26 protein-coding genes are annotated in these 24356 nt (G+C 44.8%); 8 read left to right on the top strand and 18 right to left on the bottom strand.

All coding sequences use genetic code 11. The features are described 5' to 3' along the window. Window positions 1-47 precede the first annotated feature (47 nt). The 3 genes from msrA to ACO1R6_RS18900 all read right to left on the bottom strand — a co-directional run bounded on the left by msrA (window position 48) and on the right by ACO1R6_RS18900 (window position 1625). Window positions 48-719, bottom strand: coding sequence for a peptide-methionine (S)-S-oxide reductase MsrA (gene msrA, locus ACO1R6_RS18910; protein WP_486266637.1), 672 nt, complete (start codon window positions 717-719; stop codon window positions 48-50). A gap of 166 nt (window positions 720-885) precedes the next feature. Then, on the bottom strand, window positions 886-1047 hold the full coding sequence (locus ACO1R6_RS18905; protein ID WP_486266636.1) for a hypothetical protein: 162 nt from the start codon (window positions 1045-1047) through the stop codon (window positions 886-888). Between the two features lie 269 nt (window positions 1048-1316). Beyond that, window positions 1317-1625 carry an SH3 domain-containing protein gene (locus ACO1R6_RS18900; RefSeq protein ID WP_486266635.1) on the bottom strand — a complete coding sequence of 103 codons (309 nt, stop codon included), beginning with the start codon at window positions 1623-1625 and terminating at the stop codon, window positions 1317-1319. 656 nt (window positions 1626-2281) lie between these two features. Here ACO1R6_RS18900 and ACO1R6_RS18895 point away from each other — a divergent pair. Next, window positions 2282-3049: a hypothetical protein gene (locus ACO1R6_RS18895; protein ID WP_486266634.1), complete on the top strand. Its 768-nt coding sequence runs from the start codon at window positions 2282-2284 to the stop codon at window positions 3047-3049. Window positions 3050-3342: 293 nt separating this feature from the next. Here the strand turns inward: ACO1R6_RS18895 and ACO1R6_RS18890 are convergent, their stop codons facing one another. Beyond that, window positions 3343-3603, bottom strand: coding sequence for a hypothetical protein (locus tag ACO1R6_RS18890; RefSeq protein WP_486266632.1), 261 nt, complete (start codon window positions 3601-3603; stop codon window positions 3343-3345). A gap of 99 nt (window positions 3604-3702) precedes the next feature. Here ACO1R6_RS18890 and ACO1R6_RS18885 point away from each other — a divergent pair, with 99 nt between their 5' ends. Together ACO1R6_RS18885 and ACO1R6_RS18880 are read left to right on the top strand one after the other, a co-directional pair. Further along, window positions 3703-4068, top strand: coding sequence for a septal ring lytic transglycosylase RlpA family protein (locus ACO1R6_RS18885; protein WP_486266631.1), 366 nt, complete (start codon window positions 3703-3705; stop codon window positions 4066-4068). A 137-nt stretch (window positions 4069-4205) separates the two neighbouring features. Then, window positions 4206-4802 (top strand): Hsp20/alpha crystallin family protein, encoded by a 597-nt coding sequence (locus tag ACO1R6_RS18880; RefSeq protein ID WP_486266630.1) that lies wholly within the window; start codon window positions 4206-4208, stop codon window positions 4800-4802. A 65-nt stretch (window positions 4803-4867) separates the two neighbouring features. Here ACO1R6_RS18880 and ACO1R6_RS18875 read toward each other — a convergent pair whose 3' ends face one another. Genes ACO1R6_RS18875 through ACO1R6_RS18865 form a run of 3 tightly spaced genes read right to left on the bottom strand, consistent with a single transcriptional unit; the run spans window position 4868 to window position 6924 of the window. Next, on the bottom strand, window positions 4868-5599 hold the full coding sequence (locus ACO1R6_RS18875) for a hypothetical protein (RefSeq protein WP_486266629.1): 732 nt from the start codon (window positions 5597-5599) through the stop codon (window positions 4868-4870). A 19-nt stretch (window positions 5600-5618) separates the two neighbouring features. Then, window positions 5619-6392: a hypothetical protein gene (locus ACO1R6_RS18870; protein ID WP_486266628.1), complete on the bottom strand. Its 774-nt coding sequence runs from the start codon at window positions 6390-6392 to the stop codon at window positions 5619-5621. Next, a complete protein-coding gene (locus tag ACO1R6_RS18865) occupies window positions 6382-6924 on the bottom strand; it encodes an RNA polymerase sigma factor (RefSeq protein WP_486266627.1) in 543 nt (180 codons plus the stop codon). The genes ACO1R6_RS18870 and ACO1R6_RS18865 overlap by 11 nt, the downstream gene beginning before the upstream one ends. A 261-nt stretch (window positions 6925-7185) precedes the next feature. On the opposite strand from ACO1R6_RS18865, the gene ACO1R6_RS18860 reads away from it, so the two are divergent. Further along, a complete protein-coding gene (locus tag ACO1R6_RS18860; RefSeq protein ID WP_486266626.1) occupies window positions 7186-10728 on the top strand; it encodes a DUF7948 domain-containing protein in 3543 nt (1180 codons plus the stop codon). Window positions 10729-10961: 233 nt separating this feature from the next. Here ACO1R6_RS18860 and ACO1R6_RS18855 read toward each other — a convergent pair whose 3' ends face one another. From ACO1R6_RS18855 to ACO1R6_RS18840, 4 genes are all read right to left on the bottom strand, one after another. Continuing rightward, the gene (locus ACO1R6_RS18855; protein ID WP_486266625.1) at window positions 10962-11714 is read right to left on the bottom strand and encodes a ZIP family metal transporter; all 753 of its coding nucleotides are present in this window, start codon (window positions 11712-11714) and stop codon (window positions 10962-10964) included. A 179-nt stretch (window positions 11715-11893) separates the two neighbouring features. After that, window positions 11894-12184, bottom strand: coding sequence for a heavy metal-binding domain-containing protein (locus ACO1R6_RS18850; protein ID WP_486266624.1), 291 nt, complete (start codon window positions 12182-12184; stop codon window positions 11894-11896). A 47-nt stretch (window positions 12185-12231) separates the two neighbouring features. Beyond that, window positions 12232-12525 (bottom strand): hypothetical protein, encoded by a 294-nt coding sequence (locus ACO1R6_RS18845; RefSeq protein ID WP_486266623.1) that lies wholly within the window; start codon window positions 12523-12525, stop codon window positions 12232-12234. Window positions 12526-12615: 90 nt separating this feature from the next. Then, a complete protein-coding gene (locus ACO1R6_RS18840; RefSeq protein ID WP_486266622.1) occupies window positions 12616-13089 on the bottom strand; it encodes a YcxB family protein in 474 nt (157 codons plus the stop codon). 636 nt (window positions 13090-13725) lie between these two features. Between ACO1R6_RS18840 and ACO1R6_RS18835 the strand changes: the two genes are divergently transcribed. Beyond that, window positions 13726-14517 (top strand): hypothetical protein, encoded by a 792-nt coding sequence (locus ACO1R6_RS18835; protein ID WP_486266621.1) that lies wholly within the window; start codon window positions 13726-13728, stop codon window positions 14515-14517. A gap of 147 nt (window positions 14518-14664) precedes the next feature. Here ACO1R6_RS18835 and nadC read toward each other — a convergent pair whose 3' ends face one another. Together nadC and ACO1R6_RS18825 are read right to left on the bottom strand one after the other, a co-directional pair. Continuing rightward, window positions 14665-15525, bottom strand: a complete 861-nt coding sequence (gene nadC, locus ACO1R6_RS18830) for a carboxylating nicotinate-nucleotide diphosphorylase (RefSeq protein ID WP_486266619.1) — start codon at window positions 15523-15525, stop codon at window positions 14665-14667. A gap of 80 nt (window positions 15526-15605) precedes the next feature. After that, window positions 15606-16010: a DUF4783 domain-containing protein gene (locus ACO1R6_RS18825; RefSeq protein WP_486266618.1), complete on the bottom strand. Its 405-nt coding sequence runs from the start codon at window positions 16008-16010 to the stop codon at window positions 15606-15608. 144 nt (window positions 16011-16154) lie between these two features. Here ACO1R6_RS18825 and gpmI point away from each other — a divergent pair, with 144 nt between their 5' ends. The 3 genes from gpmI (at window position 16155) to ACO1R6_RS18810 (ending at window position 19996) form a co-directional block, all read left to right on the top strand. Continuing rightward, window positions 16155-17675, top strand: a complete 1521-nt coding sequence (gpmI, locus tag ACO1R6_RS18820; protein WP_486266616.1) for a 2,3-bisphosphoglycerate-independent phosphoglycerate mutase — start codon at window positions 16155-16157, stop codon at window positions 17673-17675. Between the two features lie 9 nt (window positions 17676-17684). Continuing rightward, window positions 17685-18293 (top strand): hypothetical protein, encoded by a 609-nt coding sequence (locus ACO1R6_RS18815; protein ID WP_486266615.1) that lies wholly within the window; start codon window positions 17685-17687, stop codon window positions 18291-18293. 191 nt (window positions 18294-18484) lie between these two features. Further along, complete coding sequence (locus ACO1R6_RS18810; RefSeq protein ID WP_486266614.1) at window positions 18485-19996, top strand: M43 family zinc metalloprotease; 1512 nt, start codon at window positions 18485-18487, stop codon at window positions 19994-19996. 3 nt (window positions 19997-19999) lie between these two features. On the opposite strand, the gene ACO1R6_RS18805 is transcribed toward ACO1R6_RS18810, so the two are convergent. From ACO1R6_RS18805 to prfA, 5 genes are all read right to left on the bottom strand, one after another. Then, complete coding sequence (locus ACO1R6_RS18805; protein WP_486266613.1) at window positions 20000-20419, bottom strand: META domain-containing protein; 420 nt, start codon at window positions 20417-20419, stop codon at window positions 20000-20002. Window positions 20420-20569: 150 nt separating this feature from the next. After that, window positions 20570-20992 carry a secondary thiamine-phosphate synthase enzyme YjbQ gene (locus ACO1R6_RS18800; RefSeq protein WP_486266612.1) on the bottom strand — a complete coding sequence of 141 codons (423 nt, stop codon included), beginning with the start codon at window positions 20990-20992 and terminating at the stop codon, window positions 20570-20572. 9 nt (window positions 20993-21001) lie between these two features. Beyond that, window positions 21002-22432, bottom strand: coding sequence for a right-handed parallel beta-helix repeat-containing protein (locus tag ACO1R6_RS18795; protein WP_486266611.1), 1431 nt, complete (start codon window positions 22430-22432; stop codon window positions 21002-21004). 32 nt (window positions 22433-22464) lie between these two features. Then, the gene (locus ACO1R6_RS18790) at window positions 22465-23034 is read right to left on the bottom strand and encodes a DinB family protein (protein ID WP_486266610.1); all 570 of its coding nucleotides are present in this window, start codon (window positions 23032-23034) and stop codon (window positions 22465-22467) included. 144 nt (window positions 23035-23178) lie between these two features. Beyond that, on the bottom strand, window positions 23179-24249 hold the full coding sequence (gene prfA / locus ACO1R6_RS18785; RefSeq protein ID WP_486266609.1) for a peptide chain release factor 1: 1071 nt from the start codon (window positions 24247-24249) through the stop codon (window positions 23179-23181). Window positions 24250-24356 lie beyond the last annotated feature (107 nt).

Below are 24356 nucleotides of genomic sequence, written 5' to 3'. Positions count from 1 at the left end.
ATATTAAGATTATATAAGTTTCCCTGGCGTGTAAAGCCGGTACTAAATTATTGGTACTGCGGCTTCAGCATTTGTTTAAATTCTTTTTCGAACTTAATTACTTTGGGGCGGCTTACCGATAAAATATAAGAATCGCTGGGGTTAAGCTTATAATAATCCTGGTGGTAGCCTTCGGCGGGGTAAAAAGCCGCAAAAGGTTTTATTTCGGTTACAATGGGGCTGGCGTATTTACGCGCCTCGGTGAGTTGCTTTACGTAATCCTGGGCTTGCTGCTGCTCGGTGCTGTTGCGGTAAAATACAGCCGACCGGTATTGTGTGCCTACGTCCGGGCCCTGGCGGTTGAGGGTAGTAGGGTCGTGGGTGGCAAAGAATATTTGTAGCAGTTCGGGGTAAGTAATTACCTGGGGGTCGTAGTACACCTGCACCGCTTCAGCGTGGCCGGTTTGGCCGGCACTTACCTGGCTGTAGGTAGGTTTCTTTTCAGGGCCGCCGCTGTACCCCGATATTACTCTGTCTACGCCTTTTACCCGTTCAAAAATGGCTTCGGTGCACCAAAAGCAGCCGCTGGCAAAAGTAGCGGTAGCCAGGCCGGCCGTTTGCAGTTCGGTGTCGGTGGGCAGGATAGCGGCTGCTTGCTGGGCCTGCCGGGTAGTAGCATCGGCGCAGCCAAAAAATAAAATTAAATAACTAAGTATAGAAAAATGCGCCAGGCGTATCATGGGTTGTTTAGTTAAAGGTTATAGGGTATTAACCAAATGTACGAGTAAATTAATTCCCGTGGTTTGTGCACCCATACTTTAAAAATAAAAGAGCCGGCACAATTTTGTGACGGCTCTTAATCACCTAAAAATAAAATTTAAGAGGGCTCAAAATATTAAAACCGTTTTAATATTTAGGGCGATAGTTTTCGTCGCGGGTGGGCGGCGGAACAGGTTTAAGATCTTGGTTGGGGTTTATAGCCTTGCCGGAACGGCGCGACATTTTGGTTACAACCAGGTAACCTACCACAAAAGCTATTAGGAGAGAAATACATATAATAAAAACCATAAGGGTAGCAGCTTAATGAGTAAAAAGTAAATAAGCTGTTTACCATGCCCAATAAAGTTCTGTTGTTTTTTAAAGCAAAATACCCGGTTATACGGAGTTGCCGGGTTCGTACATATACGGGCGGAGCTTACCCGGTAGCCATAACTCTCCGTATTTATTGGGGCACTTAATTCGTGAATAAAGTTTGCTTTGCTTCCTGTTCTGAAAATAAAAAAAGGGATATAAAATATATCCCCCTTTCCAACAAACAAACAAACAATTATAATACCTTAAAAGGTGCTTTTGCGACCGGTTTTTGTCATCGCGATATTTTTAACGTCTTTTTTCAAAGTTATTTCGGAAGTTAAAACGTAGCCTACTTCGCCGTTTACCGTAACAATGGTCCAGTTGGCGTTGTGTTTGCGCACTACCACTACTTCGTCGGTGCTTTTCAGTGATTTTAATACTTCGGTTGAAGTGCCGGCCTGGCGGTACATTTTAACATTATCGTAGCTGGCCTGGGCAACTTGTTCGGGCCCGGCGGCAAATACCAATACCGTCTGGATTAAGAAGGCAAGGGTGAAGATGATCTTTTTCATAGCTTTAACTTTTTAGTTTGATACATTTTTTAGGTTTTTTACTCTTGCCCGGGCCTTTGTTACTAAGATGCCTGTGCGTTTACTTTGGTTGCCCGGCCGTTGAATTTTTTATTTTATTTGCCCATATTCTCTATCACACACTTTCCTTTTGCTAAATAGTTACGGCAAACTTTAACTTTTATTAAACAAGCCGTATGCCACAATCCGGCGGTGCCAGGTTTTTATTATTTTCTGTTACCAGGGAATAATACTTGCGCCGCAAGTGTTACTGTACAAATATGAACCAGGAATGGCTTTACAAAAAACGTTAAGGTGTGAATAGCTTATTTTATGCGGTGAACAGCAGTTTTATGCGGTTGAAATGTTCTGAAATCGTACTGGGCTACAAGTTTTTTCCGGAATATTTATAACTAGAGATAGTGCCGGAAGCTCAAAGCTTGTTTTTATTTGTTAAAAAAATATTAAAATAATTTTAATAGCAAAGGCTTAATTAAATGCTAAACAGGCAATTTGTTCGTTTTCGAACAGAATAATGTCCGGTAATATTACAGCTTAAGTTTTACCAGGGCGGCAAGGCATTTAAACAGCAGCATAATTTCCGGCTTATATTCAGACTAATATTTATCTTTATTCCCTACATTCAGTTTTTATTTTTTATGAGATATCTAATCTTATTAATGCTTATCTTTTGCTTACCCTTGGCTACCATGGCCCAGGTAGGCAGCGATAATGACCCACGTACCCATTTTATTGGGTTAATGAACGGGCAGAAAGTTTATGCCAAGCGGGTTCAGCTCAAAAATCCTTTTTTAAAAGGCAGTTACTTCTTACTCGACGACACCTTGCGCTACCCCCTGAATAGTGTAAGGTATTACCAAAACGATAATGGCTATTTTCTGCGCATTTCTAACCCTTATGATCGCGATGATTTTGCCAAACGTACTATTAGTGGCCGTATTTCTAAATATTATGTGTCTAAAACATATTATAACAATATGTATGGTCCGTACGGCGGCTATGGTGGCTATGGCTACGGTGGTTTTGGAGGATACGGCTGGGGGATGCCTTCATCGCGCAATATTTACTTTTTTAGCAAAGACGATGGCGAGTTGCAAAATTATAATTTTAATAATTTGCGCGAAGCCATGGCCGATAACCCCGGTAGCGTAGAATTATTAAACCAATACCGGCGCGGTAAATATGTAGATACGGGGGTTACAATTGCCGGAGCCGCTATTTTAATTTACGGCATGACCCAAACGTTTAAAAATTACCAGAACCAGAACGGACAGAGCGGCGGAGTGCACCCTACGGTATATGTAGGCGCCGGAGTAATTAGTTTACCGTGGCTAACCGGGCTGTTTAAAAAAGATAAAATTACCCAGGCGGTAGAACTATATAATTACAATACCCGGGAGCAATAAACCTGGCAACCGCAATATTTAATAAAAAACCAGCTCTTACCGGGGCTGGTTTTTTTATGCCGATCATCCCGGCAATATATTTAAGGGCTTGTACATGGATATAAGCTTTAAACCTTATTTGGCCCAGCGCTAAAATTAACCCCAATATCTACTGCTAAGCGGGTAAAACCGCCTGCAATAGCGTGGCTTAGTACTTTTAGCGGCGGACAATATCCAGACAAATGAAGTTGCATCGATTAAAATAAAGTAAGTACTATACCACAACCCTGGTAAAAAGAGTTTTATAGTTAAACTTAACTGCGGGTAACTTTGCCTTTAAAATCCCAGTGGCTTTTGGTAATGGTTACACCGTCGGGCGCATATTGTAGCCGTCGGGCATAGCGTTCGCCGGTAATACTGCCGTCGGGGTTGCGTTTGCCAATAAACAAAGTTATGGCCTGGCCGGCTTTATCGGTAATAATGGTAAGGTCTTTGCCCCTAAAATTATCCTGAATAGTTGCGGCGGCTTCGTAAGGTTTAGCCAGTTTAGCCTCTAAGGCCGGGTTTAAAGCCATAAATTTATATCGGTTTAAAAGTTTATCCTTTTTAATTTTACGCCCGATGTAGGGCCGGGTTGTTAACCTGGGTTAGTGCCGCTGCTGTTTATTTCGCTTATGATTAAATTAAAACATCTCTTTTTACTCCTCTTTGTAGCTCTCCTGAGCAGTTGTGCGGGTAACCAGTTTACCCAATCCGGAAAAGCCTCTTTTTACAGCAATAAATTTCAGGGAAGAAAAATGGCCAACGGTCAGCCTTACCGCAAAGGAAAACTTACAGCCGCTCATAATACTTTGCCTTTTGGCACCAAGGTAAAAGTTAGAAACGAGCAAAACGGCAAAACGGTAAAAGTAAAAATTACGGATCGCGGTCCGCACGTTAAAGGCCGGATTGTAGATTTATCGTTAGCCGCCGCCCGGCGCTTAGATATGGTAAGCAGTGGCGTGGCACCGGTTAAAATTAAAGTAGTGCGCCGGCCATAAATAAATCTGTTTGAGCCGCTAAAATTCTGATTGAAATTTGCAACCTGGTTAAAAAAATTCAGTAGTTATAAGTAGCTAATTGCTTTTATTATTTAGTGGTTTTTCAGCAATTGTTTAACTGTTAAAAGATAATAATTATGGCAATTCAAAGATTTGGCGGCTTAATGGAGGACTTTATGCCGCAAACTTTCAGTAGCATGCTCGACCGTTTCTTTCAGGATTCGGTAAACCAGCGCCAGCGCGTGGCCGACTACAGACCCCACGTAGATACTTGCGAAACCGACAATGGTTATGAACTGGAACTTACTTTGCCCGGCCTCCGGAAAGAAGATATTCATATTGAGTTTCAGGAGGGACGCTTAACCGTATCGGGCGAACGCAAGTTTAAAAACGAAAAGAACGAAAAGCGTTACCACGTAATTGAGTCGCAGTACGGTTCGTTTTCGCGTTCTTTCCAGTTGCCTAACCACATTAACCCGGCGGCTATTCAGGCCGAGTTTCAGGATGGCATTTTGCGGATAAACGTACCCAAAGACGAGCAGAAAACGCAAAAACACCAAATCCGGATCAAAGATGCTGCTCCAGGCCAGGCTGCAGCCGCACAACAACCTTTAGATGCCAGGCCGCCTCAGAACAGCGGAATCCCGCAATCGGAGGTTACGCATAACGGCCAAACCATTGAGATAGGCCAGAATAACAAGAAACCCAAGGCCAAAAATACAGCTACGGCTTAACACAAAAGGCGCTACATAAGCGCCTTTTGTGTTGTATGCTTCTCAGTATAAAAATATTGCTTTTGTTAAAACCTTACACTTATACCCGGGAAAACAGTTTTGAATTTATCGGTAAAGTAAAGTTCCGGTATAATTCTAATAACGCTTTTAGCAACGGGGTAAGCGTAAGAAAGCCGGAAAGTGTTTTTACTAAAATAATCACCGGTTGAATTAATTAAATATCCGGCCGAAATCCGGTGGTACACATCGTCGTCTTTTTTGCCCGGCACTTTAAACCCAAAGCCTAAGTCCAGAAACGAGTTAAGGTATAATTTATATTTTCGATTCTCGTCCCGCTCAAAGAAAAAGTTCATGTCGTAAGATACTGAATATTCTTTTTCTTTGATTCGAATTGTAGCCACCGGTGCTATTTTGGGTACCCATTTATCTCTTATTAAACCAGTACCTACGCCGGCCCATAATATAAGCATGTCGCCGGATTTCTTTTGGGCCGTATCGGGGGGAGTTAAGCTTACCAGGTTGGCTTGGGCTTGCCTGGCTTTAGCCGGAATGGTTCCCGCCGATTCAAGTTGTTGGTTTAAATCCCTGACCACCGAGTCGAGGCTGACTTTTTCCAGATCTGCCAGGTTCTCTATTTTATCTAAAATTAAAATCATTTTGGTATTGTTGGGTAATTCCAGCATTACCGAATCTACTTTAGATTGAGGGTTGGTTTTAACATTGGTTTGTGCAAAAGCAGTAGTACTGTAAAAACAAAGCATGGCCAGGCCAGCCGAGCATAAATTTCGGATTTTCATGGGTGAAACAGGTTAAATTTTAAAGTTCTATATGGGCGCCTAAAGGCAAAGCTGAGGTGGTGGCACGCGCCGTAGCCATTGGTAATTCATCGGTCGGTTGGCTATTGGGCGAATAAATACGCAGACGGATTTTCTTTTTGGTTTCGGCCACTGATTTTAAGTTGATGCTGGGTTGGGTACGGGCTAAAGTAGGTGCGCCTAACACTACCGTAATTTTAAGTGGTTTGGGGATATTAGCTTTTTCGGTACCGCTATAAGCTTCATTTAAAACTAAGTTGTTCTCTAAACTTTTTTCTGCCTGGCCCACCGTAGCCGTTGGTACCGACTGCGCTGTAAAATCTGGTGCTGCCGGCAATTGCTTTTTAGGCGGTAAAATAGCTAACTTTTTCTCTGGGGCAGCCTTGCTGGGGGCAAGCTTTACCAGGCTATTAATAGTTGGTTGGGGCATTACTGCTGCCGGGGGCAATATATTGGTTTTAGTAATGGCCTGGTTAGTAGTAGCCAAATTTGGTAATGGTTTAATAGTTGCAGGCCGGCTTACTGCAACTTTGGTACTGGTAATACCTTGCTCTGATACGAACCACCAGGTTAGGCCACTTATTAATATAATAGCCCAAGCTGCCGCCGCGTAAAAAAGCCAACCGGGTCGTGCGGGCCGTTGTACCTGGTTGGGCCGTATTTGTTGCAATTGCTGCCAGGCTGCCTCCGGTTGCCAGTTTACGTTGGGCGGCGGGGTGTGCTGCACCGCTTCTATCTTTTCTTTAAAATATTTTTCCAGGTTATCAGATGGCATATTTCAGGTTATTTTTGGTGAGCAGTTCCCGCAGCACCGCTTTGGCTTTACTTAACTGCGAGCGGGAGGTAAGTTCACTTATATTTAATCTTTCGGCAATTTCTTTGTGGCTGTAGCCTTCCAGTACATACAGGTTAAAAACCGTACGGTAACCGGTGGGCAACTCCAGCACCAGCGCATAAATATCCTCCGCCGATAAATTACTATCCGGCGTAACGTCAGTGGGTACTTCTAAATCGTCGGAGATGGAAGTAAGATTAAAATTATTGGCCTTTCTCAAAAACATCAGGCATTCGTTTACCATTATTTTCTTTATCCAACCTTCCAGGCTTTTGTCGTCGCGGTAATGCAGCTGGTGCATATTGGTCAAAACTTTATGGAAGCCTTTCATAAAAGTATCTTCAGCTTCGGCCTGGTGCCGGATGTAACGCAGACAAAGCCGGAACATTGGTACCGCATAAGCATCGTAAAGGCATTTCTGGGCCTTTGCATCGCCTTGCTGGCATAATTTTATAAGTTTTTCTCCTTTCAAGCCGGGCTTTGTTAACTATTCTCAAATATAAGAATGCCCGGAGTGGTATAACCGTTGCTTCGGTACCAAACTTTTTCCTGGTAATTATTTAAGTCTTTTCTAAACGCCAAAATATAAAGACACTTAAACGGGTAAGAAGCAACCATTTGGCATACTGGTGGGTCTTTACATTATAAATAACCGGGAGCAGGTGTCAGGAATTAAAATTTTTCCAAGTTCAAAACTTCTTAATATCTTTATTAGTCCAGAAGTTCTTTTTGTATGAAGTCTACGTTTACCAGTTTACTTTCTTTTATACTTTGCTTTTTACTTTTTACCGATAAAACTTGTGCCCAGGCCCTTAAGTCGGTTGCCAGTACAGTAGCAGCCCCTTTAAATCAGCCTGGTCCGGAAAAAAGCCTGCAATTTATTCAGAATAAAAACCAGTGGGATAAAGCTGTACACTACATGGCGCAATTGCCCGGCGGACGCTTGTTTTTACGGGCGCAGGGCCTTACGTATGCTTTTTACAACGAAGCCCAACTCGATCACCACCACACTCCATCCGAAAAGGCTAAGACCTCGGCCTCGCCAAATAAAATAAAAGCCCATGCTTATAGTGTTAATTTTTTAGGTGCCAGCACTACCGGTGCCGCAGTAACGGGGCAGCTCCCAACACCCGGCGTGCGTAATTATTTTGTGGGCAACGACCCGAAACGTTGGGCCGCCGGCGTAAAAGCCTACGAAGAAGTAACTTACCAGGCTTTATACCCCGGCATTGCCATGCACCTCTTTGAAAAAGATGCGCACCTAAAATACGAGTTCCTGGTGGCACCTCATACCAATCCTAATGTAATCCGGATGCAGTACCAGGGTGCCGATAAGCTTTTTATTCAGAACCAGGACCTGCACATTAAAACCTCGGTTACAGAAGTTATCGAGAAAAAACCTTACGCCTACCAAATGCAGCAGGGCCGGCCCGTAGAAGTACCCTGTACTTTTAAACTCGACGGCGATGTGGTAACTTTTGCTTTTCCGCAGGGGTACGATGCTTCGCAGCCGCTGGTAATAGATCCGGTATTAATATTTTCTACTTTTTCCGGTTCCAGAGCCGATAACTGGGGTTTTACGGCTACTTACGATCAGCAAGGCAATATGTATTCGGGCGGTATTGTAGCGTATATTGGTTTTCCGGCTACTACCGGCGCTTACGATATTTCCTGGAATAATAATAACGATCCTATGCAATCCAGCGCTAGTTGGGATGTGGGTATTCTAAAATATAATCCCAGTGCCAGTGGGGCATCGTCTTTGGTATATGCTACTTACCTGGGCGGCAACCTGACCGATGTACCCAACAGCTTAGTTGTAAATAATAAAAACGAACTCCTGATTCTGGGGGTAACCAGCTCCGATAATTTCCCAACGTCAACGGGTGCCCACAGCCGCCGGTTTAGCGGCGGGTCTGACCCCATTGAGCCCTTAAGCGGTATTGTTTTTAGCCAGGGCACCGATTTATTTATCAGCCGCCTGAATGCCGACGGCTCGGCTTTGCTGGCCTCTACGTATTTAGGTGGCACGGCCAACGATGGTATTTTAGCCGGTGCCTTGGATGGTCACCCGCTAAACCGGAATTATGGCGATCAGTTTCGCGGTGATATTTTTACCGATTCTACCGACCAGGTATATATTGTGTCTTCTACCCGATCTAGTAACTTCCCGATCCGCAATGGATTTCAGACCCGGTATGGTGGGGGCAATAACGATGGGGTAATTGCCAAGCTAACGCCAGCCTTGGCTTTGCAGTGGAGTAGCTTTATTGGCGGGGGCGGTGCCGATGCCGTATATTCCATACAATTAGATTCACGATACAATATTTTAGTGGCCGGCGGCACTACCAGCGACAATTTACCCGGTGCGCGCGGGGCCTTTCGCGATAGTTACCAAGGCGGCATAGCCGATGGCTTTGTGGCAAAAATAAATAATAATGGTACTGCCTTGCAGCGCTTATCATACATTGGTACCCCGGCTTACGACCAAAATTATTTTGTGCAGTTAGATGATACCGACAATGTGTATTTACTGGGGCAAACCTTGGGCAGCTATCCCATTTCGGCGGGAGTGTACGCGGTGCCCAACGGCAAGCAATTTATTCAAAAGTTAAACAACGATTTAACCAGCAGCGTTTTCTCTACCACCTTTGGCGCGCCTACCAACAACAATAACATCAATATTTCGCCTACCGCTTTTCTGGTGGATAATTGCGCCCGCTTATACATTTGTGGCTGGGGTGGAGGCCCCAATTCTGCCGAAGGCGGTCAGAGTTTCCCGAATGGCTCTACTATTGGTTTGCCTACTACCTCCGATGCCCAGCAGCGCACCACCGACGGACGCGATTTTTACCTGATGCAACTTACCCGCGATGCCACTGCCTTGGAGTACGCCACCTTTATTGGCAACGCCAGCCCTAACGGCGAACACGTAGATGGTGGCACCAGCCGCTTCGATAAGCGGGGCTTTGTGTACCAGGCAGTTTGCGGCGGTTGCCGGGGTACTTCGGCTTTTCCTACTACGCCTACGGCCTGGTCGCAAAACAACAACTCCAGTAATTGTAACAACGCCGCCTTTAAGTTTAATTTTAACTTTGCAGTAGCCGATGCTGGCCCCGACCGGGATGTTTGCGTAACCGAAGCGCCTTTTCAGTTAACTGCCAGCCCCGCGGGTGGCACCTGGTCGGGGCAAGGCGTTTCGCCTACGGGCCTTTTTACGCCCAGCCCAAATAATATTGGTAGTTTTACTTTAACTTATACGGTAGCCAACGGTACTTGCGTAAACACCGATACCAAAGTTATCCGGGTAAGCAGCATGCCGGTAGTAGTGCCGGGCCCCAACGAACAGATTTGTTCCGGCTCTTACCCGGTTATGCTCAGTGGGTTTTCGCCGGCCGGCGGTACCTGGACGGGTAATGGCGTAAGTCCCGATGGTTTGTTTACGCCTACCGATGCGCTGGTGGGCACACATGTACTCACGTATACTGTAACCAACGGAGGTTGCTCGGTAGTACAAACCAAGACCATAGTAGTAGAGCCTTCTCTTAAATTCTCGCAAGGGCCGGAGTTAACCTTGTGTCACGATGCTGGTCCCTTTGCTATTACCGATGTAAATCCGCCGGGCGGAACCTGGACGGGTAATGGCGTAAGCCCCGACGGGGTGTTTACCCCCTCACCAACAATGACCGGTCGGCAGCAACTGACTTATTTTATTACGGTAGGCGCCTGCAGTGGCGTTAGTACCAAATACATTACCATAAATCCTTTGCCAGAAGTTAAAGCTGCCCCCGAACCAACCGATTGCAGTACCGAAACCAGTATTCAGGGGTTTGCGCCCTTTACGGCTAATTTTACCAATACCACCACGGGGGCTACGGGGTATGTGTGGGAGTTTGGCGATGGCAGCACCTCGCAGGAAGTTGCCCCTTCACACCAATACAATACACCCGGCACATACAACGTAGACCTAACCGTTAGTTTTGGGAATAATTGTCAGCTTAAAAAGCGCATTACCACGGTAATAGTAGAAAAAGAAAGATTAATACCTAATATTTTTACGCCCAACCAAGATGGCTACAACGATACGTTTGTGCCGCGGGTAACCTGTTTACCCACCGACCTGAAAATATTTAACCGCTGGGGCCAGCAAGTATACGAAGGGAAAAATTACCAGAATACCTGGGCTGGCGAAGGCCTGACCGATGGCATCTATTATTACCAGCTAACCAGTTCTAAAGGCGAAATCTGGAAAGGTTGGGTAGAGATTACCCGGTAATATTTAAGCGTAAGTAGATTGCTATTTTATTATACCAAATCGTATTTATAAACTTCCATAGCTATTTTGTTCAAAGCGCAAACCCGCCAGGTTTTATACCCTGGCGGATTTATGTACGGCAGCTTCTTTTTACTATTTGGTGTTATCTAAATATTAATCTACTTACGCTTAATATCTAAATATTGGCAAATTGTCCGGCGTAGGTTATTCCTAATGGTTCCGTTGTGAAAAGACTAGTGTACCAAATCGCCGGCCAGGGCCAACAACGCGCCGGCCAGGGTAGCCAATATTTTATTCCGGTTAAAGCGGTGTTCGGGGCTGGTTTCGAAGAGAATGGTGGTAGAAATATGCAGGAAATTGCCGGCAACCAAACCCGATAAAATGGTGAATATTTTGCCATCCTGCAATTGCTCCGGAATAACATAGTTGCTAAATAAAATACCCAGCGGCGAAGCCACCGCAAATATTAACAGATAACCAAAAGCTTTACTAAAATTGTTTAGCCGGAAAACCAGTATGGTCATAAGCGCAAAGGCTGCCGGAATATGATGAATGGCAATACCCGCCAGTACCTGGTAAAAATTTTCGCTTAAGTGGGAATGTGGCGCTACCGAGCGATTTTCTAACAATATACTGCCTTCTAAAAAAGAATGAATCGCTAGCGAAAGCAAAAGTAAAAACGGTACCGACTGATTGCTTTTGTCGTGGGCGTGCAGGTGCATGTGGCCGTGCTCAATGCCTTGCGAAAATATTTCGAGCACCAATTGCAGAAAAAAGCCGGCCAGAATGTAATAGCCTACTGCGTGCGGATCGGGGCTGCCAATAAGCACCTCCGGCAAAATATGAATAATAGTTAGGGTAAACAGGTAAGCCCCGCTAAAAGCCAGAATAACTTTTAACCAACTATGTTTCCGTTGCGGAAAAAACCGCACCAACCAACCCGAGAATATTACGACTAAAAATAGGACAACAATGGCAATGAGCATGCTATTGTACTTAAGATTTAGATTAAACCAGCTTTAACAGGCCACAACTTTACGCCGCCGGCTAACGGCTGGCTACAATAACCCTGCCGTTTAAACCCAATATACTATTTGGCAGTTGTATAGCAACAAAAAGGCAGGTTTACACCTGCCTCTCCTTTCAAATTCAGTTCCGTATGGTTTTAATTTACTACGTTGGTAGCCGCCGAATCGGTGGCTGACCCTTTGTAGTTGGGGTTTTTAACTAAGTCCATGCTGCAAACCGGGCACTTACCGGGTTCGTTGCTGGCGCTGCCCTCGCATTGCATAGGGCAAATATAAGCCAACTGGGCCGAGGCTTCGTTGGCAGGCTTATTAGTAGCCGGAGAGTCGTAGGCTTCTTCGCCGGGTTGTTTTTCGTTTTTATTACCGCTACAGCCAGGTAAAATAATTACCCCCCATAGTAGCGCTAAAGCTAAAAAGATATTTTTCATAAAATAAGTGCCGGGGCAAATGGCCGGGTTAAAGTAAATTGCCTGATTTATTTATGGTTTTCAACCGCATCTTTCTGGGTTGTCTCCACGCCTTTGTTAACCGATTTTGCCTGGCCACTAACCTCATTCGAATGTTCATCGTGGTTTAGTTGTACTTGCTGTTGTGCATCGTGGCCACTGTGCTGGGCTGCATTATCTAAGTTTGGGGTGCTGCGGGTGCCAGGCGGCACGGCATCTACAGATACTTTTTTACCAGGACGTAAATCGGATGGTTCGCTGCTACAGGCGGCTAACACCAAATTGCCTGCTATTATAGCCAAGGTTAAAATGCGTTTTGTCATATAGATTAAAATTTAGCTAACTCGGGTTTACACAAGCATATTCTAAAATATGCTGTTTCTAGGATTTATTAATTTATTAATACGATAGGCTTAGTCAATTAGGTTTTTCCGTTTTAGGTAAGCCTCCATCATCTTAATGTCGTTGGGATTATTAAAAATCCGGTACGGTAAGTAAATAAACTGGGCTTTGGAAAGCGAAAGCAGAAAATGATCTTCAGCTTTTTTAGCGCTTTTAATCATATCCCAGGCTACCGGCATGCCCTGGCGTTCGTTTAACTTCATCAATATTTGACGGCCATCTATTTCGTACGACATTTTCTCGAACATTACTTTATTCTGCTCTAGTTGGGTAACACCGGTAAACTGCACTGCCCAAAACAACAGGTAAAGCACCACAATTAAAAGAGCGCCCGAAATAAACCACCACGAAGGCCAGATAAAAGCCAAACAAGCTACGGCAATAGGGCCAATAATATACCACCATTGTTTCCGGAGCAACTCCACCATCGACATTTTAATATACTGGCTGGTTCCCAGCTGGTATTTTTTGGTTTTAATAATCACAAGTAAAAAGTAAAAGTATTAATCACTTAAAATCAGAAATTAAGCAGAATAGCCTTGCGGATGCTCTTTTTAATTTTCGAGCACAAAAGTAGTTAAAATTTAATTTGCAACAATCAGGTTTTATGAGTTAGTGCCGGCTGTTTTGGGGCATTGTACAAAATATTTTCGGGCTAAACCTCATTCTGATAGTTTAGCCGGCTATAGACTTCTTAAAAAAGTGTTTGGCCTGGTTAAAAGAAGCTGCTATTGAAGTAAATTATTTATTCTATAATGCAAGTGCTTCGGCAAAACCAATAGCCGCAATAACGAAAGCAGTAATCAGATAAATATCCTAAATAGTTGGTTTGGTGTGTTGAGGTTTATTCTTGATTTTGTTACAAATATTTTAGAGGCGAATCTTGCTGTTTGTTTAAGTCCGCCCAGTATTATTAAATAATTTATCCAAATAAATAAGATGTTGTTTGTTTATGTATTCTTGATGAATATTTCTTTTATTTAAATATTTAAGCTTTATTCTTGTGAAATTATTGCTGATTACTGTTTGGTAATATTTATTTATTCATAATTTTAAGTTTGTGCTTGCAGAGTAAATAAAATTTGTATTAAATTTATAGCATAAGAATATTTCTATTTAGAATGAAAGATCCTGAACTTGAATTAAAACTAAAAATACGTGCGGTGCAACACCAGGCACAATTGGCTGGTAAATTATTTGGATTGGCGCTGCTCCTAACACTGCCGGCGCTTTTGGTTAATTTGCGCGGCGAAGCCTTTGGTTTTTTACACATGCCGTGGTGGGCCGAAACCATGCGTCTGCTGGGGCTGATTAGTTTTTTCTCGGCTTTATTTATTTACCGCAATGGCGCAAACAATCGTAAAAGATACCGGGCCCTCTCGGCGGGTAGGTGTTTTGCCACGCAGCTAGAGGTGCAAGATTGCTTTACTTTTATAAAATTATTACCCGGCAAAGATGGGCCTTTAGAACTGCGTAATTTTGTTGTAACATCGGCTGGTAACTGGCGCCTGGCCGATGACAAAGCAGATGTATTTACCCAATTGGTGCCCGGTAGCCAGATCCAGGCCGCCGTTGTTGCCGGCAAACTTACCCGCGAAATAATAGATTTAGAGATTTTAAATCCAGGTCAGGCATTAAATGTTAAAAGCCTCTGGAACACCGTTACCAGTAAAATAATTAGTGAAGTAAATATTACCGGTTACCAGAACGGCCAGTATGAGGTAAATAAATTGCACTTGTTTAAAGAGGTAAAATATTACCTGGTACTAAATAACCAACCCGTACAGGTAAAGAAAGATGAATTTGAGGCGGTAACGCTAGCTCAAAAATACCTGATACCGAAAAATATGTCGGCAAGCGTAAATACCCCGGTACCAGAAGAATTTATTTGCCTGGAGGCGCCTTATGCTTAATGTTATTTTCGCAACAATCATAAAAGTATACCCGCCCGAATTTTTGGGTATAAATTTAGTCTGTTGCAAATTAATTAGGCGCGCACAGAAATATTCTTAGCATTATAGCCCCTCCGGCCTGGTTAGTAGCCAGCCGCTTATAATTATTTAGTAAGCCTTTAAACTTAAATCCAAGCTTTTGTTAGAGTGGGTCAGGGCGCCTACCGAAATAAAATCTACCCCGCTGGCGGCTACTTCGGCAATGGTCTGTTCGGTTATGCCACCCGAGGCCTCAGTTTCGTAGCGTCCGTCAATCAGTTTTACGGCTTCGCGCATTAAATCGGGAGACATATTATCCAGCATAATCCGGTCTACGCCACCTGTATGCAGCACTTGTTGCACTTCGCTTAAATTGCGGGTTTCGATTACAATGCGCAGGTTTTTATCATGCTGCGTTAAATACCGTTGGGTAGCCGTAATGGCCTGCTGAATGCCCCCAGCATAATCTACGTGGTTATCTTTCAGCATAATCATATCGAATAAACCAAACCGGTGGTTTACGCCGCCGCCAATTACTACTGCCCATTTTTCCATAAGCCGGAAGTTAGGCGTAGTTTTGCGCGTATCGAGCAGGCGGGCTTTGGTTCCGGCTATGAGTTGGTTTAAATGGTGGGTATACGTCGCAATACCGCTCATGCGCTGCATACAATTTAATACCAGCCGCTCGGCCGTTAAAATTGCCTGCGCTTTACCCGTTACGGTAAACGCTACATCGCCTTTTTCTACCGTACTGCCGTCGGGTATAAATACCTGCATGGTAAGCGCGGGATCTACTTCCCGGAATATTAACCGGGCTAATTCTACCCCGGCCAGAATACCGTTGTCTTTTACGAGTAGGCGGGCTTTGTTTTCGGCATTGGCCGGAATAGCCGCCAACGACGAGTGGTCGCCGTCGCCTACATCTTCGCGCAGGGCAGCCTGAATAAAACTTAGAATGGCGGTTTCGGTTAAATAAGATGGTCTGTTCACGGCGTAAAAGTAAAAAGGCCCGCTAATAGTTGCGAGCCTTTTTACTTTTTATTAAGCAGTGTAGTTACAATGCCTGGTTATTATTTCTTGGTAAAATCGATAGTATCAATTACATAAGCCCCATTGACTTGTTTTACCACTACAAAAACCCGGTACGGACCAGATTTGCTGTTGTAGGTACCAATGGCATAACGTTGGCCCTGGTCTGAACTACCCTGGTGATCAAACTCAAAGCCGGTAGGCGCATTTTTAGAGAAGAAATTCTTCAGCACAAATTCGGCTTGGGTTTTACTGTAGCTCGATTTATCGCCATCCAGCCCTATTTCTATGGTATTATTAAAAAAACGGGCCAAGTCGCGCGACGACCCGCTCCGAATAGCTGCTTTAATCTCGCTGGGTACTTCTGCCTGGGCGTGCACCAACTGAGCGCCGGAAACGCCCACCAGCAGTAATACTAAGACCAAAACAAACTTAAACTTTTTCATGTGTGTATAAAATATTTTCGAATCAGTTGTAGCCAAAACTATGCCAAGCCCCAACATCCTTAACTAATTAAGTTTTAATTTTTATGTGGCCCCACAAGGTAAGAATTAATTACAGATTTTACCAAGGTTGCCTATATTTGCACCATGGAGAAGAAAGTTATTCTACTTATTTTAGACGGATGGGGAATTGCCACCAATCCGACCGTATCGGCTATTGATCAGGCTAATACGCCTTTTATTGATTCATTATTTAAAAATTACCCGCACGCCACGCTACAGGCTTCCGGCGAAGCTGTAGGTTTGCCCGAAGGGCAGATGGGAAACTCCGAAGTAGGCCACATGAATATTGGGGCCGGCCGGGTTGTTTACCAGGATCTGGTTAAAATAAATAAATCTATCCGGGATCAGACCCTTAGCGAAATGCCGGTGCTGGTAGAAGCCTTGCAGTACGCGAAGGAGCAACATAAAAAAGTGCATTTTATGGGCTTGGTGTCAGATGGCGGGGTGCATTCGCATATTGAGCACTTAAAGGCTTTATGTTCTATTGCCGCCAACAAAGGCGTTAAACAGGTATTTGTGCACGCATTTACCGATGGCCGCGATACCGACCCCAAAGGCGGTATGCAATATTTACATAACCTGCAGGCCCATTTAGACGAAACCGGTGGCCAGATTGCTTCGGTTATTGGCCGGTATTACGCCATGGACCGCGATAACCGCTGGGAACGCGTTAAATTAGCGTACGACTTGCTCGTAAACGGCACCGGCGCACCGGCGCAGGATATTATAAATGCCGTACAAGCTTCGTACGCAGCAGGCGTAACCGATGAATTTATTCAGCCCATTGTGGCCGTAGATAGCAATGGTCAGCCGCTGGCTACCATCCAGCCCGACGATGTAGTTATTTGCTTTAACTTCCGAACCGACCGGGGCCGCGAAATTACCCAAGCTTTAACCCAACGCGATTTTCCGGAGCAGAACATGCACAAGCTGCCACTCTACTACGTTACGCTTACTAATTACGACGATGCCTTTGTGGGTGTAAAATCCATTTTTGATAAAGATAACCTAAACAATACCCTGGGCGAAGTAGTAGCCAATGCCGGCCGTACCCAAATCCGGATTGCCGAAACCGAAAAGTACCCGCACGTAACGTTCTTTTTCTCGGGTGGCCGCGAAAATACTTTTGAAGGCGAAAAACGCATTTTGTGTGCCTCGCCCAAAGTAGCTACTTACGACCTGAAACCAGAAATGAGTGCCTTTGAAATACGGGACGCCATTATCCCGGAACTGCAAAACCGTTCCGCCGATTTTATTTGCCTGAACTTTGCCAACCCAGATATGGTGGGCCACACCGGGGTATTTGAGGCCGCTGTTAAAGCCTGCGAAACCGTAGATACCTGCGCCGAAGCTGTAGTAACCACGGCCCTTCAGAACGATTACGCTTGTATTGTAATTGCCGACCACGGCAACGCCGATATGATGGTAAACCCTGACGGCACACCTAATACCGCCCACACAACCAATTTGGTGCCTTTTATTCTGGCTGATAATACGTTTAAAGGGCCACTTAAAAGTGGTAAATTAGGCGATTTGGCCCCAACTATATTAGCTTTGATGGGCATTAGCCAACCCGCCGACATGACCGGCACCCCTTTACTCTAAGATTATATTTTGAAAAAAAACTGGCACCTATATTTACTTTGGACGGGGGGGCTCTGCTTGCTGTACGGCTGCAGTGGCCCGCCCGCGCCCAAAGAAAAGCAAGCCCAAACTGCCGGCCAATATTTTAATGTGGCCGGTTTTGTACAGGAGCAGATTAGCCAATTAAAAAACCAAAATCCGGTGGTTACCAAAAAAGTAACCGAGGCCGGTAGCAACGCCGAAACCAAAAAGATTGATAAGGTAGATTGGGCCGACGAACTGGAAGTGTTTCAGGAACTGGACTTAAACAAACCCGCTTTCCGGAATGCTTATACCACCGTTCGTCAGAACGATCCTGCTACAGGGTTAACCCAAACCACTTACCGGAAAAAGCCCGGCACCGATGGCACTATTGTATACTTAAGCGTTTACACCAATGCCCAGGGCCAGGTAAGTATTATCCGGGGTTTGCAGGAAAACAAAAACTTTTTACTTACCAGCCGCCGTGAGTTAGAACTACAATATCAAACCCAGAATGGCAAGCAGCGCCTTACCGCTTACCAGATTCAGGGCTTACAACAACCCATTGTGTTTAAACCCTTGCGCTACGTAATTACTACCCAATTAGCATACCGCTAAACGTAGTGGTTTTAAATGGCTGGGGTTTACTGGATAAAATAAGCCAGCCAGATTATAATTAAAATTACGGAGTTCCGTTTGTTTAATTAATCGCTTATATTTTGGTATTATTATCAGTTAAGTGAATATTGCCTTATTTTTGATTGATATAATATTTAAAGATTCCCCATTTCTGAACTAATTAGCAGCGCATGGCCAAAACCTTTACTACTCTCTGTCTGCTACTGCTCTTTACATGTTTTACAGCTAAAGCGCAAATTACGTCTTTACCGGCTTCCCGGACTTGTGCCACAGAGGCAGTTACCCAAAAAATAAAGCAGCGTGATCCGGCGGGCGGGCAACGGCTGGAGCGGGTAAAAAAAGCCGCCGCCGACTACCTGCAGGTTGCCGGCCGGGCCAGGGTTAATCAGCCGGTTATTCAAATTCCGGTTGTTTTTCACGTGCTCTATCATACGTCGCAAGAAAATATTTCGCAGGAACAAATCCTTTCGCAACTAGAGGTATTAAACCAGGATTATCGTCGGCGCAATGCCGATACGGCCAAGACCTTACCGGCTTTTAAAAGACTAGCAGCCGATACGGGCATTCAGTTCTGCCTGGCTACCGTAGATCCGGCGGGGCAGCCAACCACCGGCATTACCCGTACTTATACCGATTCCGTGAGTTTCTCTACAAACGATTACATGAAATTTTCGGCGTTTGGCGGTAAAAATGCCTGGGCCAATGGTAAGTATCTGAACATCTGGATTTGTAATTTACGGGATAATTATTTGGGTTATGCGCAATTCCCGGGCGAGTTGCCGGCCTACGATGGCGTAGTTTTAATGTACCAGGCGGTCGGCAAATTTCCGGCTAATCCGTATGCATCGGCTTTTAACCAGGGTCGCACCGCTACTCACGAAATTGGCCATTGGTTAGGCTTAGAGCATATCTGGGGTACGCAGGATAGTGGCTGCAACGACACTGACAGCATTGCCGATACACCTAACCAGGACGATTCTAATGCCGGTTGTCCCACAGGCGTAGTAACATCGTGCAACAATGCGGCAGAAGGCGGCGATATGTACCAAAATTTTATGGATTATACCGATGATGCCTGTATGACCCTGTTTACGCAAGGGCAAGCTGCTTACATGCAAGCCATTGTTAATGCTGCCCGTCCCGGATTATTATCGGCGGTAGTATGCGCCTTTCCGCTCCGCGCCGATTTTAGTGCCAACGATTCAATTATTGTAACGGGCTCTTCGGTGGCTTTTACCGATAATTCTATTGGTATACGGGCTACCAAATGGCAGTGGACATTTGAAGGCGGCTCGCCGGCCACCTCTGATCTGCAAAACCCGGTAGTTTATTTTGCTAACCCGGGCCGCCATACCGTATCCCTAACGGTAAGTAATGGTGCAATTACCGACACCAAAATTAAAAACAAGTATATTTATGTAACCTACGGCGAGCCGCGTTTTTACCCGAATCCGGCACCGGGCAATTTAGTTACCCTGGAGCTGCCCGCCGATTACGAAGTAGAAAAAGTTTATTTAGTAAATACCGTAGGGCAAATAATTCTGACGGTTAAACCAACCAGCCCTATTCTCCAGTTTGATTTAAAAGGTTTAGCCGGCGGCATTTACATGGGTAAAATTATTCTGAAAGATGGGCGTGTGGTTACCCGCAAACTAATGGTATTGCAGGAACAAATAAGGTAATATTTACTTAACCTTTTTAAGTTTTATTTCGCCTAGTCCTTTTAACGTTAGTACATCGGCCTGAATATGGTAGGTACTTACGTGGTGGAAAAGCGATGCCAGTTCCTGGGCCATATCGGAGTCGCAGCAGATTTCGGTGTAAGACATCCGGGTTATTTTTATCTGGCCGGGCTGGCTCACGGTGTAATCGCCTTCACAATTGTTCACATCAAGCTTAAGCGTAAAACGCTGGTTCTTTTTTAACTGAAGAATATACGGATTAACTGGGTACTGCTGCAAAGTGCTGTTGGGCCGCCGCATGCTTACTACCTGCCATTGCTGTAATAAATCTTCGGGGTTAGTGCGTTCTTTCTGACAAGCTTCTATAATCAGTAAAGAAAACAAAATAAAAATAAGCAAGGTGATGCTGCCTGAATTTTTCATGCTGGGCTGAATTTTTTAATCTTCCCACCTGCCTCCAACTTCGCTCCCGGAGATAATTACTACTTAAAAAGTTGGGCAAAACAAACGTGCTGCCGGCTAAACCTATCCGAAATTATAAAATTTAAGCGTAAATTCTTAAACGGGCGTAGTTTATTTGCCCTGCAAAGTAATAACCAACCAACGCCGGGTGGCGTGGTCGCGGTGCTCACACAAGTAAATACCTTGCCAGGTACCTAAGTTTAACTGCCCGTCGGTAATGGGTACGGTAACCGAGCTGCCGAGCAAAGAAGCTTTTAAGTGAGCGGGCATGTCGTCGGGGCCTTCGGAGTTGTGCCGGTAATAAGGCGCATTTTCCGGTACCATTTTGTTAAAGTGGCTTTCAAAATCGTGGCGTACGGTAGGGTCGGCGTCTTCGTTTATGGTAAGGCTGGCCGACGTATGCCGGATAAAGATATGCGCCAACCCTACTTTAATATTTTCCAACTCCGGCAATTCTGCCACAATTAAATCGGTAATTAAATGGAAGCCGCGCTTTAAAGCCGGTAAACGCATTGTTTTCTGGTACCAGTGCATAGTAAAAATTTAAGGCAACAGCCGTTCGTACGCCCCAATATCTGGTTTTTCGTCGTTGCGGGCAACATCATTTAAATCTAATTTTACCTGGGGTAAAGGCCGGGCCGCGCCATTTGCCACCGAAAGCGTATCGAGGCGATAATCGTAGGTATAACCGGTACGGCTTTCCGGGGTATTCCGGAAACGCGGGTCCTGGTTAAAAATATTCGTTTTGTTTAGCGTGGTCTTGTAAAGCTCTGTTTGTAAAATATTATACCGGAACGTAGTATCCAGCCGGGTACTGCCTTCGTTCCGGAAAAGCAACTCTTCGGTTAAGCGGCCGCTCCGCGAACCTGCCCACACAATAGAATTTATCATATTTATTTTAATGGGATAATCAATATGCTGGCCGTTGTCCAGAGTTATGCGGTCGGTAAAAGCAAAAGAAGGGGTGTCGCGCCTAAACTCCGGGGTGTAGTTGGCAATGGTACAATACTGAAAATCGAAAGCACCGCCGCCAAAGCCGGCTACGGCGTGCTGGCCGCAATTGGTAATAAGGGTATTTACCGCCTGAATATCGGACGTATAGCTTAAAATACCCGTGGTATACATATTCCGGATGGTGCAGTGCGCCAGCTTTATTTCATAAGTAGCCGGGTTGCGGTCGGGATTACCCGCCCATATTCCTACCTCGGCATTCCGGATATCGGCGTACTGGATAAGGTTGTTTTTGCTGTTGGTGAAAAAACGGATGCCACTCCACTGTCCCGGAATATTATCGTAATAGGGCTCCTGGCGGTAACCGGCAAAAGTTACCCGCTCTTTGGCGGTACCGTTTACGTGTAAGCTGCCATCTACATACAAACTAGCGCCTTTATTGGCGTAAATGCGGGCGCCGGGCTCAATGGTGAGCGTACAACCGGCTTTTACGGTTACATTACCATAAAGCACGTGCGGTTTATCGGCCTTCCAAACACTGTTGCACGCTAATTCCTGGTTGCGGTAAAAATGCGCATCTTGCCCATAGGCTACCAATTTTACGTCTTGTACCGCGTTGTTTAAACTAAATGTAAGCGAATCTTTTACCAGAAAAGGCGTATTGCGGTTACCCGGCTGAATAAAAACCTTAACCAATACGAGTAAGCTATCTTTGCCCCGGATGCGGATATTGCGGGCTACCGGCGTTTCTACCCCATTAATAATTACCCGATAAGCCGAGTTTTGCAGGTTACCCAGTTTTATCTCGTCTATGCTAACGGCATTTTTATTGAAATTGTATACCTGCACCCGTTTGGTTACACTGCCGGTTTGTACAAAAAGGGTATCAAAAAGAAGCGAATCGGTAGATAGTTGTAGATTTGCTTTGGGGCTGGTAGTTACTACTTCTTCGGTAGGTTCGCAGGCACCCAGCAAAACCCAACCCATAAAAAGTAAAAAAGCAGTAGGCAGGTATTTAGCCATTTATTCTGTTTTAAAAGCCGGCATTTACTTCTTTAAAAGAAACTGCCGGGGAAACTTTCCTGATGCAAAACACGCCGGGCCTGCAGAAAGTGCCTTTCTTCGTGCAAAACCCCAATGGTAACACAATCTTTCAGGCTGTAGGTAATAAATTTACTAACCGGCGAAGTTACAATAACTTTATCGTGGTTTACCTTATCTGTAGCGATAATTAATTTGGTTAGCTGTTGCTGGTACTGGGCAAATTCGGCAACCATGGTAGCGGGCAGGTTACTGGCTGCCGGGGTAAAAATGGCGGGGGCTTTTAACTTTTTTTGCGAAGCGGGATCGGTACCCTGCTTAATCAGGCGGCCCCAAAAACGCGGTAAAAGCGGCAGTTGCTCCCAAATGGTTTTCTTTTTTTTCCCTTGGCTTACTTCTTCATAAATCGGGAAATATTGCTGATTGGCTTTGATTAAGTGGTCGAGGCACTGGGCAATGCTCCAGCTATCGGCCGCTGGTTTCCAGTTAAGCTGTTCCCCCGAAAGGCGACCGAATTCGGCCTGAACTTTTTGGGTAATCAGGCCGAGCTCATGCAGCGACTCTTCTAAATATCCGTTATTCATTTTGCTCTTAGTAATTAGCTGTTAGCAGTAAGTGGTTAGTTTTAAAATATTATCTACTGGTTACTTAATAATCCAATAATTAACCAACACCAAGCAGCAATCACGCATCAGCATATTAACCAATCAGCAAATTAGCCCATTCATTTACGCCACGCCTTCTTTTAATTTTTCGGCGCTTTCGGCAATCCTTAATTCTTCAATAAAGTCGTCGATGGCACCGTCCATTACAATGGGCAGGTTGTATACGGTATAACCAATACGGTGGTCGGTAACGCGGCCCTGCGGGTAATTGTACGTTCGGATTTTATCGGAACGGTCGCCGCCACCTACCATGCTCTTGCGCTGGGCACCTTCTTCTTCGTTTTTCTTCGCTAACTCTACTTCGTAAATACGCGAGCGCAGTACTTTTAAAGCTTTATCGAAGTTTTTTAACTGCGATTTCTGGTCCTGGCACTGGGCTACAATACCGGTTGGAATGTGGGTTAAACGTACGGCTGAGTAAGTCGTGTTTACCGACTGTCCGCCGGGCCCGGAAGCACAGAAAAGGTCTTTCCGGATGTCGTTCATGTTTAGTTCAATATCAAATTCTTCAACATCGGGCAGTACCACTACGCTGGCCACTGACGTATGAATGCGGCCCTGGGTTTCGGTAGCGGGTACCCGCTGTACCCGGTGCACACCCGACTCAAACTTCATTTTGCCGTACACGTCTTCGCCCGAAATACTACTGATAATTTCTTTAAAGCCACCCGAGGTACCTTCCTGGGCATCAATTAATTCCATTTTCCAGCCTTGTTTTTCGGCAAAGCGGGAGTACATGCGGTGCAAATCGCCGGCAAAAATAGAAGCCTCGTCGCCGCCGGCGCCCGCCCGTATTTCAATAATAATATCTTTGCTATCGTTGGGGTCTTTTGGAATCAGCAGGTTTTTAATCAGTTCTTCCATTTCTTCCTGCTGCGGCATTAGTTCGTCGAGTTCTTCTTTGGCCATTTCCCGGAACTCTTCGTCTTTTTCGGTAGAAATAACTTGCTTGGCGTTTTCGATGTTGCTAAGCAGGTTTTGGTATTTTTTATATTCGATTACGATTTTTTCGAGGTCTTTGTACTCTTTGTTTAGTGCCTTGTATTTTTTCATATCGCTCATAGCATCGGGGGCTATGAGTTGCTGACTCACATCTTCAAATCGCTCTTTTATCGCTTCTAACTTATCTAACATTGCTCAATAAATATAATTTAATTACAAAGATAATAAATAACATTTGTGTTTGTGTATTAGTTGCCTTACGATAAAACAGGATATTTTAAGTGAATAATCCGGCTACT

It is taken from the genome of Adhaeribacter sp. (assembly GCF_057359045.1).
This window is presented reverse-complemented; position numbering and strand designations above follow the sequence as displayed.

Coding starts and splice junctions, on each gene's coding strand:
- ACO1R6_RS18855 (WP_486266625.1), bottom strand. CDS start 11,714: ATGCTCATTGCCATTGTTGTCCTATTTTTAGTCGTAATATTCTCGGGT.
- ACO1R6_RS18880 (WP_486266630.1), top strand. CDS start 4,206: ATGGCAATTCAAAGATTTGGCGGCTTAATGGAGGACTTTATGCCGCAA.
- prfA (WP_486266609.1), bottom strand. CDS start 24,249: ATGTTAGATAAGTTAGAAGCGATAAAAGAGCGATTTGAAGATGTGAGT.
- ACO1R6_RS18795 (WP_486266611.1), bottom strand. CDS start 22,432: ATGGCTAAATACCTGCCTACTGCTTTTTTACTTTTTATGGGTTGGGTT.
- ACO1R6_RS18885 (WP_486266631.1), top strand. CDS start 3,703: ATGATTAAATTAAAACATCTCTTTTTACTCCTCTTTGTAGCTCTCCTG.
- ACO1R6_RS18850 (WP_486266624.1), bottom strand. CDS start 12,184: ATGAAAAATATCTTTTTAGCTTTAGCGCTACTATGGGGGGTAATTATT.
- ACO1R6_RS18825 (WP_486266618.1), bottom strand. CDS start 16,010: ATGAAAAAGTTTAAGTTTGTTTTGGTCTTAGTATTACTGCTGGTGGGC.
- ACO1R6_RS18860 (WP_486266626.1), top strand. CDS start 7,186: ATGAAGTCTACGTTTACCAGTTTACTTTCTTTTATACTTTGCTTTTTA.
- ACO1R6_RS18845 (WP_486266623.1), bottom strand. CDS start 12,525: ATGACAAAACGCATTTTAACCTTGGCTATAATAGCAGGCAATTTGGTG.
- ACO1R6_RS18900 (WP_486266635.1), bottom strand. CDS start 1,625: ATGAAAAAGATCATCTTCACCCTTGCCTTCTTAATCCAGACGGTATTG.
- ACO1R6_RS18875 (WP_486266629.1), bottom strand. CDS start 5,599: ATGAAAATCCGAAATTTATGCTCGGCTGGCCTGGCCATGCTTTGTTTT.
- ACO1R6_RS18895 (WP_486266634.1), top strand. CDS start 2,282: ATGAGATATCTAATCTTATTAATGCTTATCTTTTGCTTACCCTTGGCT.
- ACO1R6_RS18805 (WP_486266613.1), bottom strand. CDS start 20,419: ATGAAAAATTCAGGCAGCATCACCTTGCTTATTTTTATTTTGTTTTCT.
- gpmI (WP_486266616.1), top strand. CDS start 16,155: ATGGAGAAGAAAGTTATTCTACTTATTTTAGACGGATGGGGAATTGCC.
- ACO1R6_RS18800 (WP_486266612.1), bottom strand. CDS start 20,992: ATGCACTGGTACCAGAAAACAATGCGTTTACCGGCTTTAAAGCGCGGC.
- ACO1R6_RS18905 (WP_486266636.1), bottom strand. CDS start 1,047: ATGGTTTTTATTATATGTATTTCTCTCCTAATAGCTTTTGTGGTAGGT.
- ACO1R6_RS18810 (WP_486266614.1), top strand. CDS start 18,485: ATGGCCAAAACCTTTACTACTCTCTGTCTGCTACTGCTCTTTACATGT.
- ACO1R6_RS18870 (WP_486266628.1), bottom strand. CDS start 6,392: ATGCCATCTGATAACCTGGAAAAATATTTTAAAGAAAAGATAGAAGCG.
- ACO1R6_RS18890 (WP_486266632.1), bottom strand. CDS start 3,603: ATGGCTTTAAACCCGGCCTTAGAGGCTAAACTGGCTAAACCTTACGAA.
- ACO1R6_RS18790 (WP_486266610.1), bottom strand. CDS start 23,034: ATGAATAACGGATATTTAGAAGAGTCGCTGCATGAGCTCGGCCTGATT.
- ACO1R6_RS18835 (WP_486266621.1), top strand. CDS start 13,726: ATGAAAGATCCTGAACTTGAATTAAAACTAAAAATACGTGCGGTGCAA.
- msrA (WP_486266637.1), bottom strand. CDS start 719: ATGATACGCCTGGCGCATTTTTCTATACTTAGTTATTTAATTTTATTT.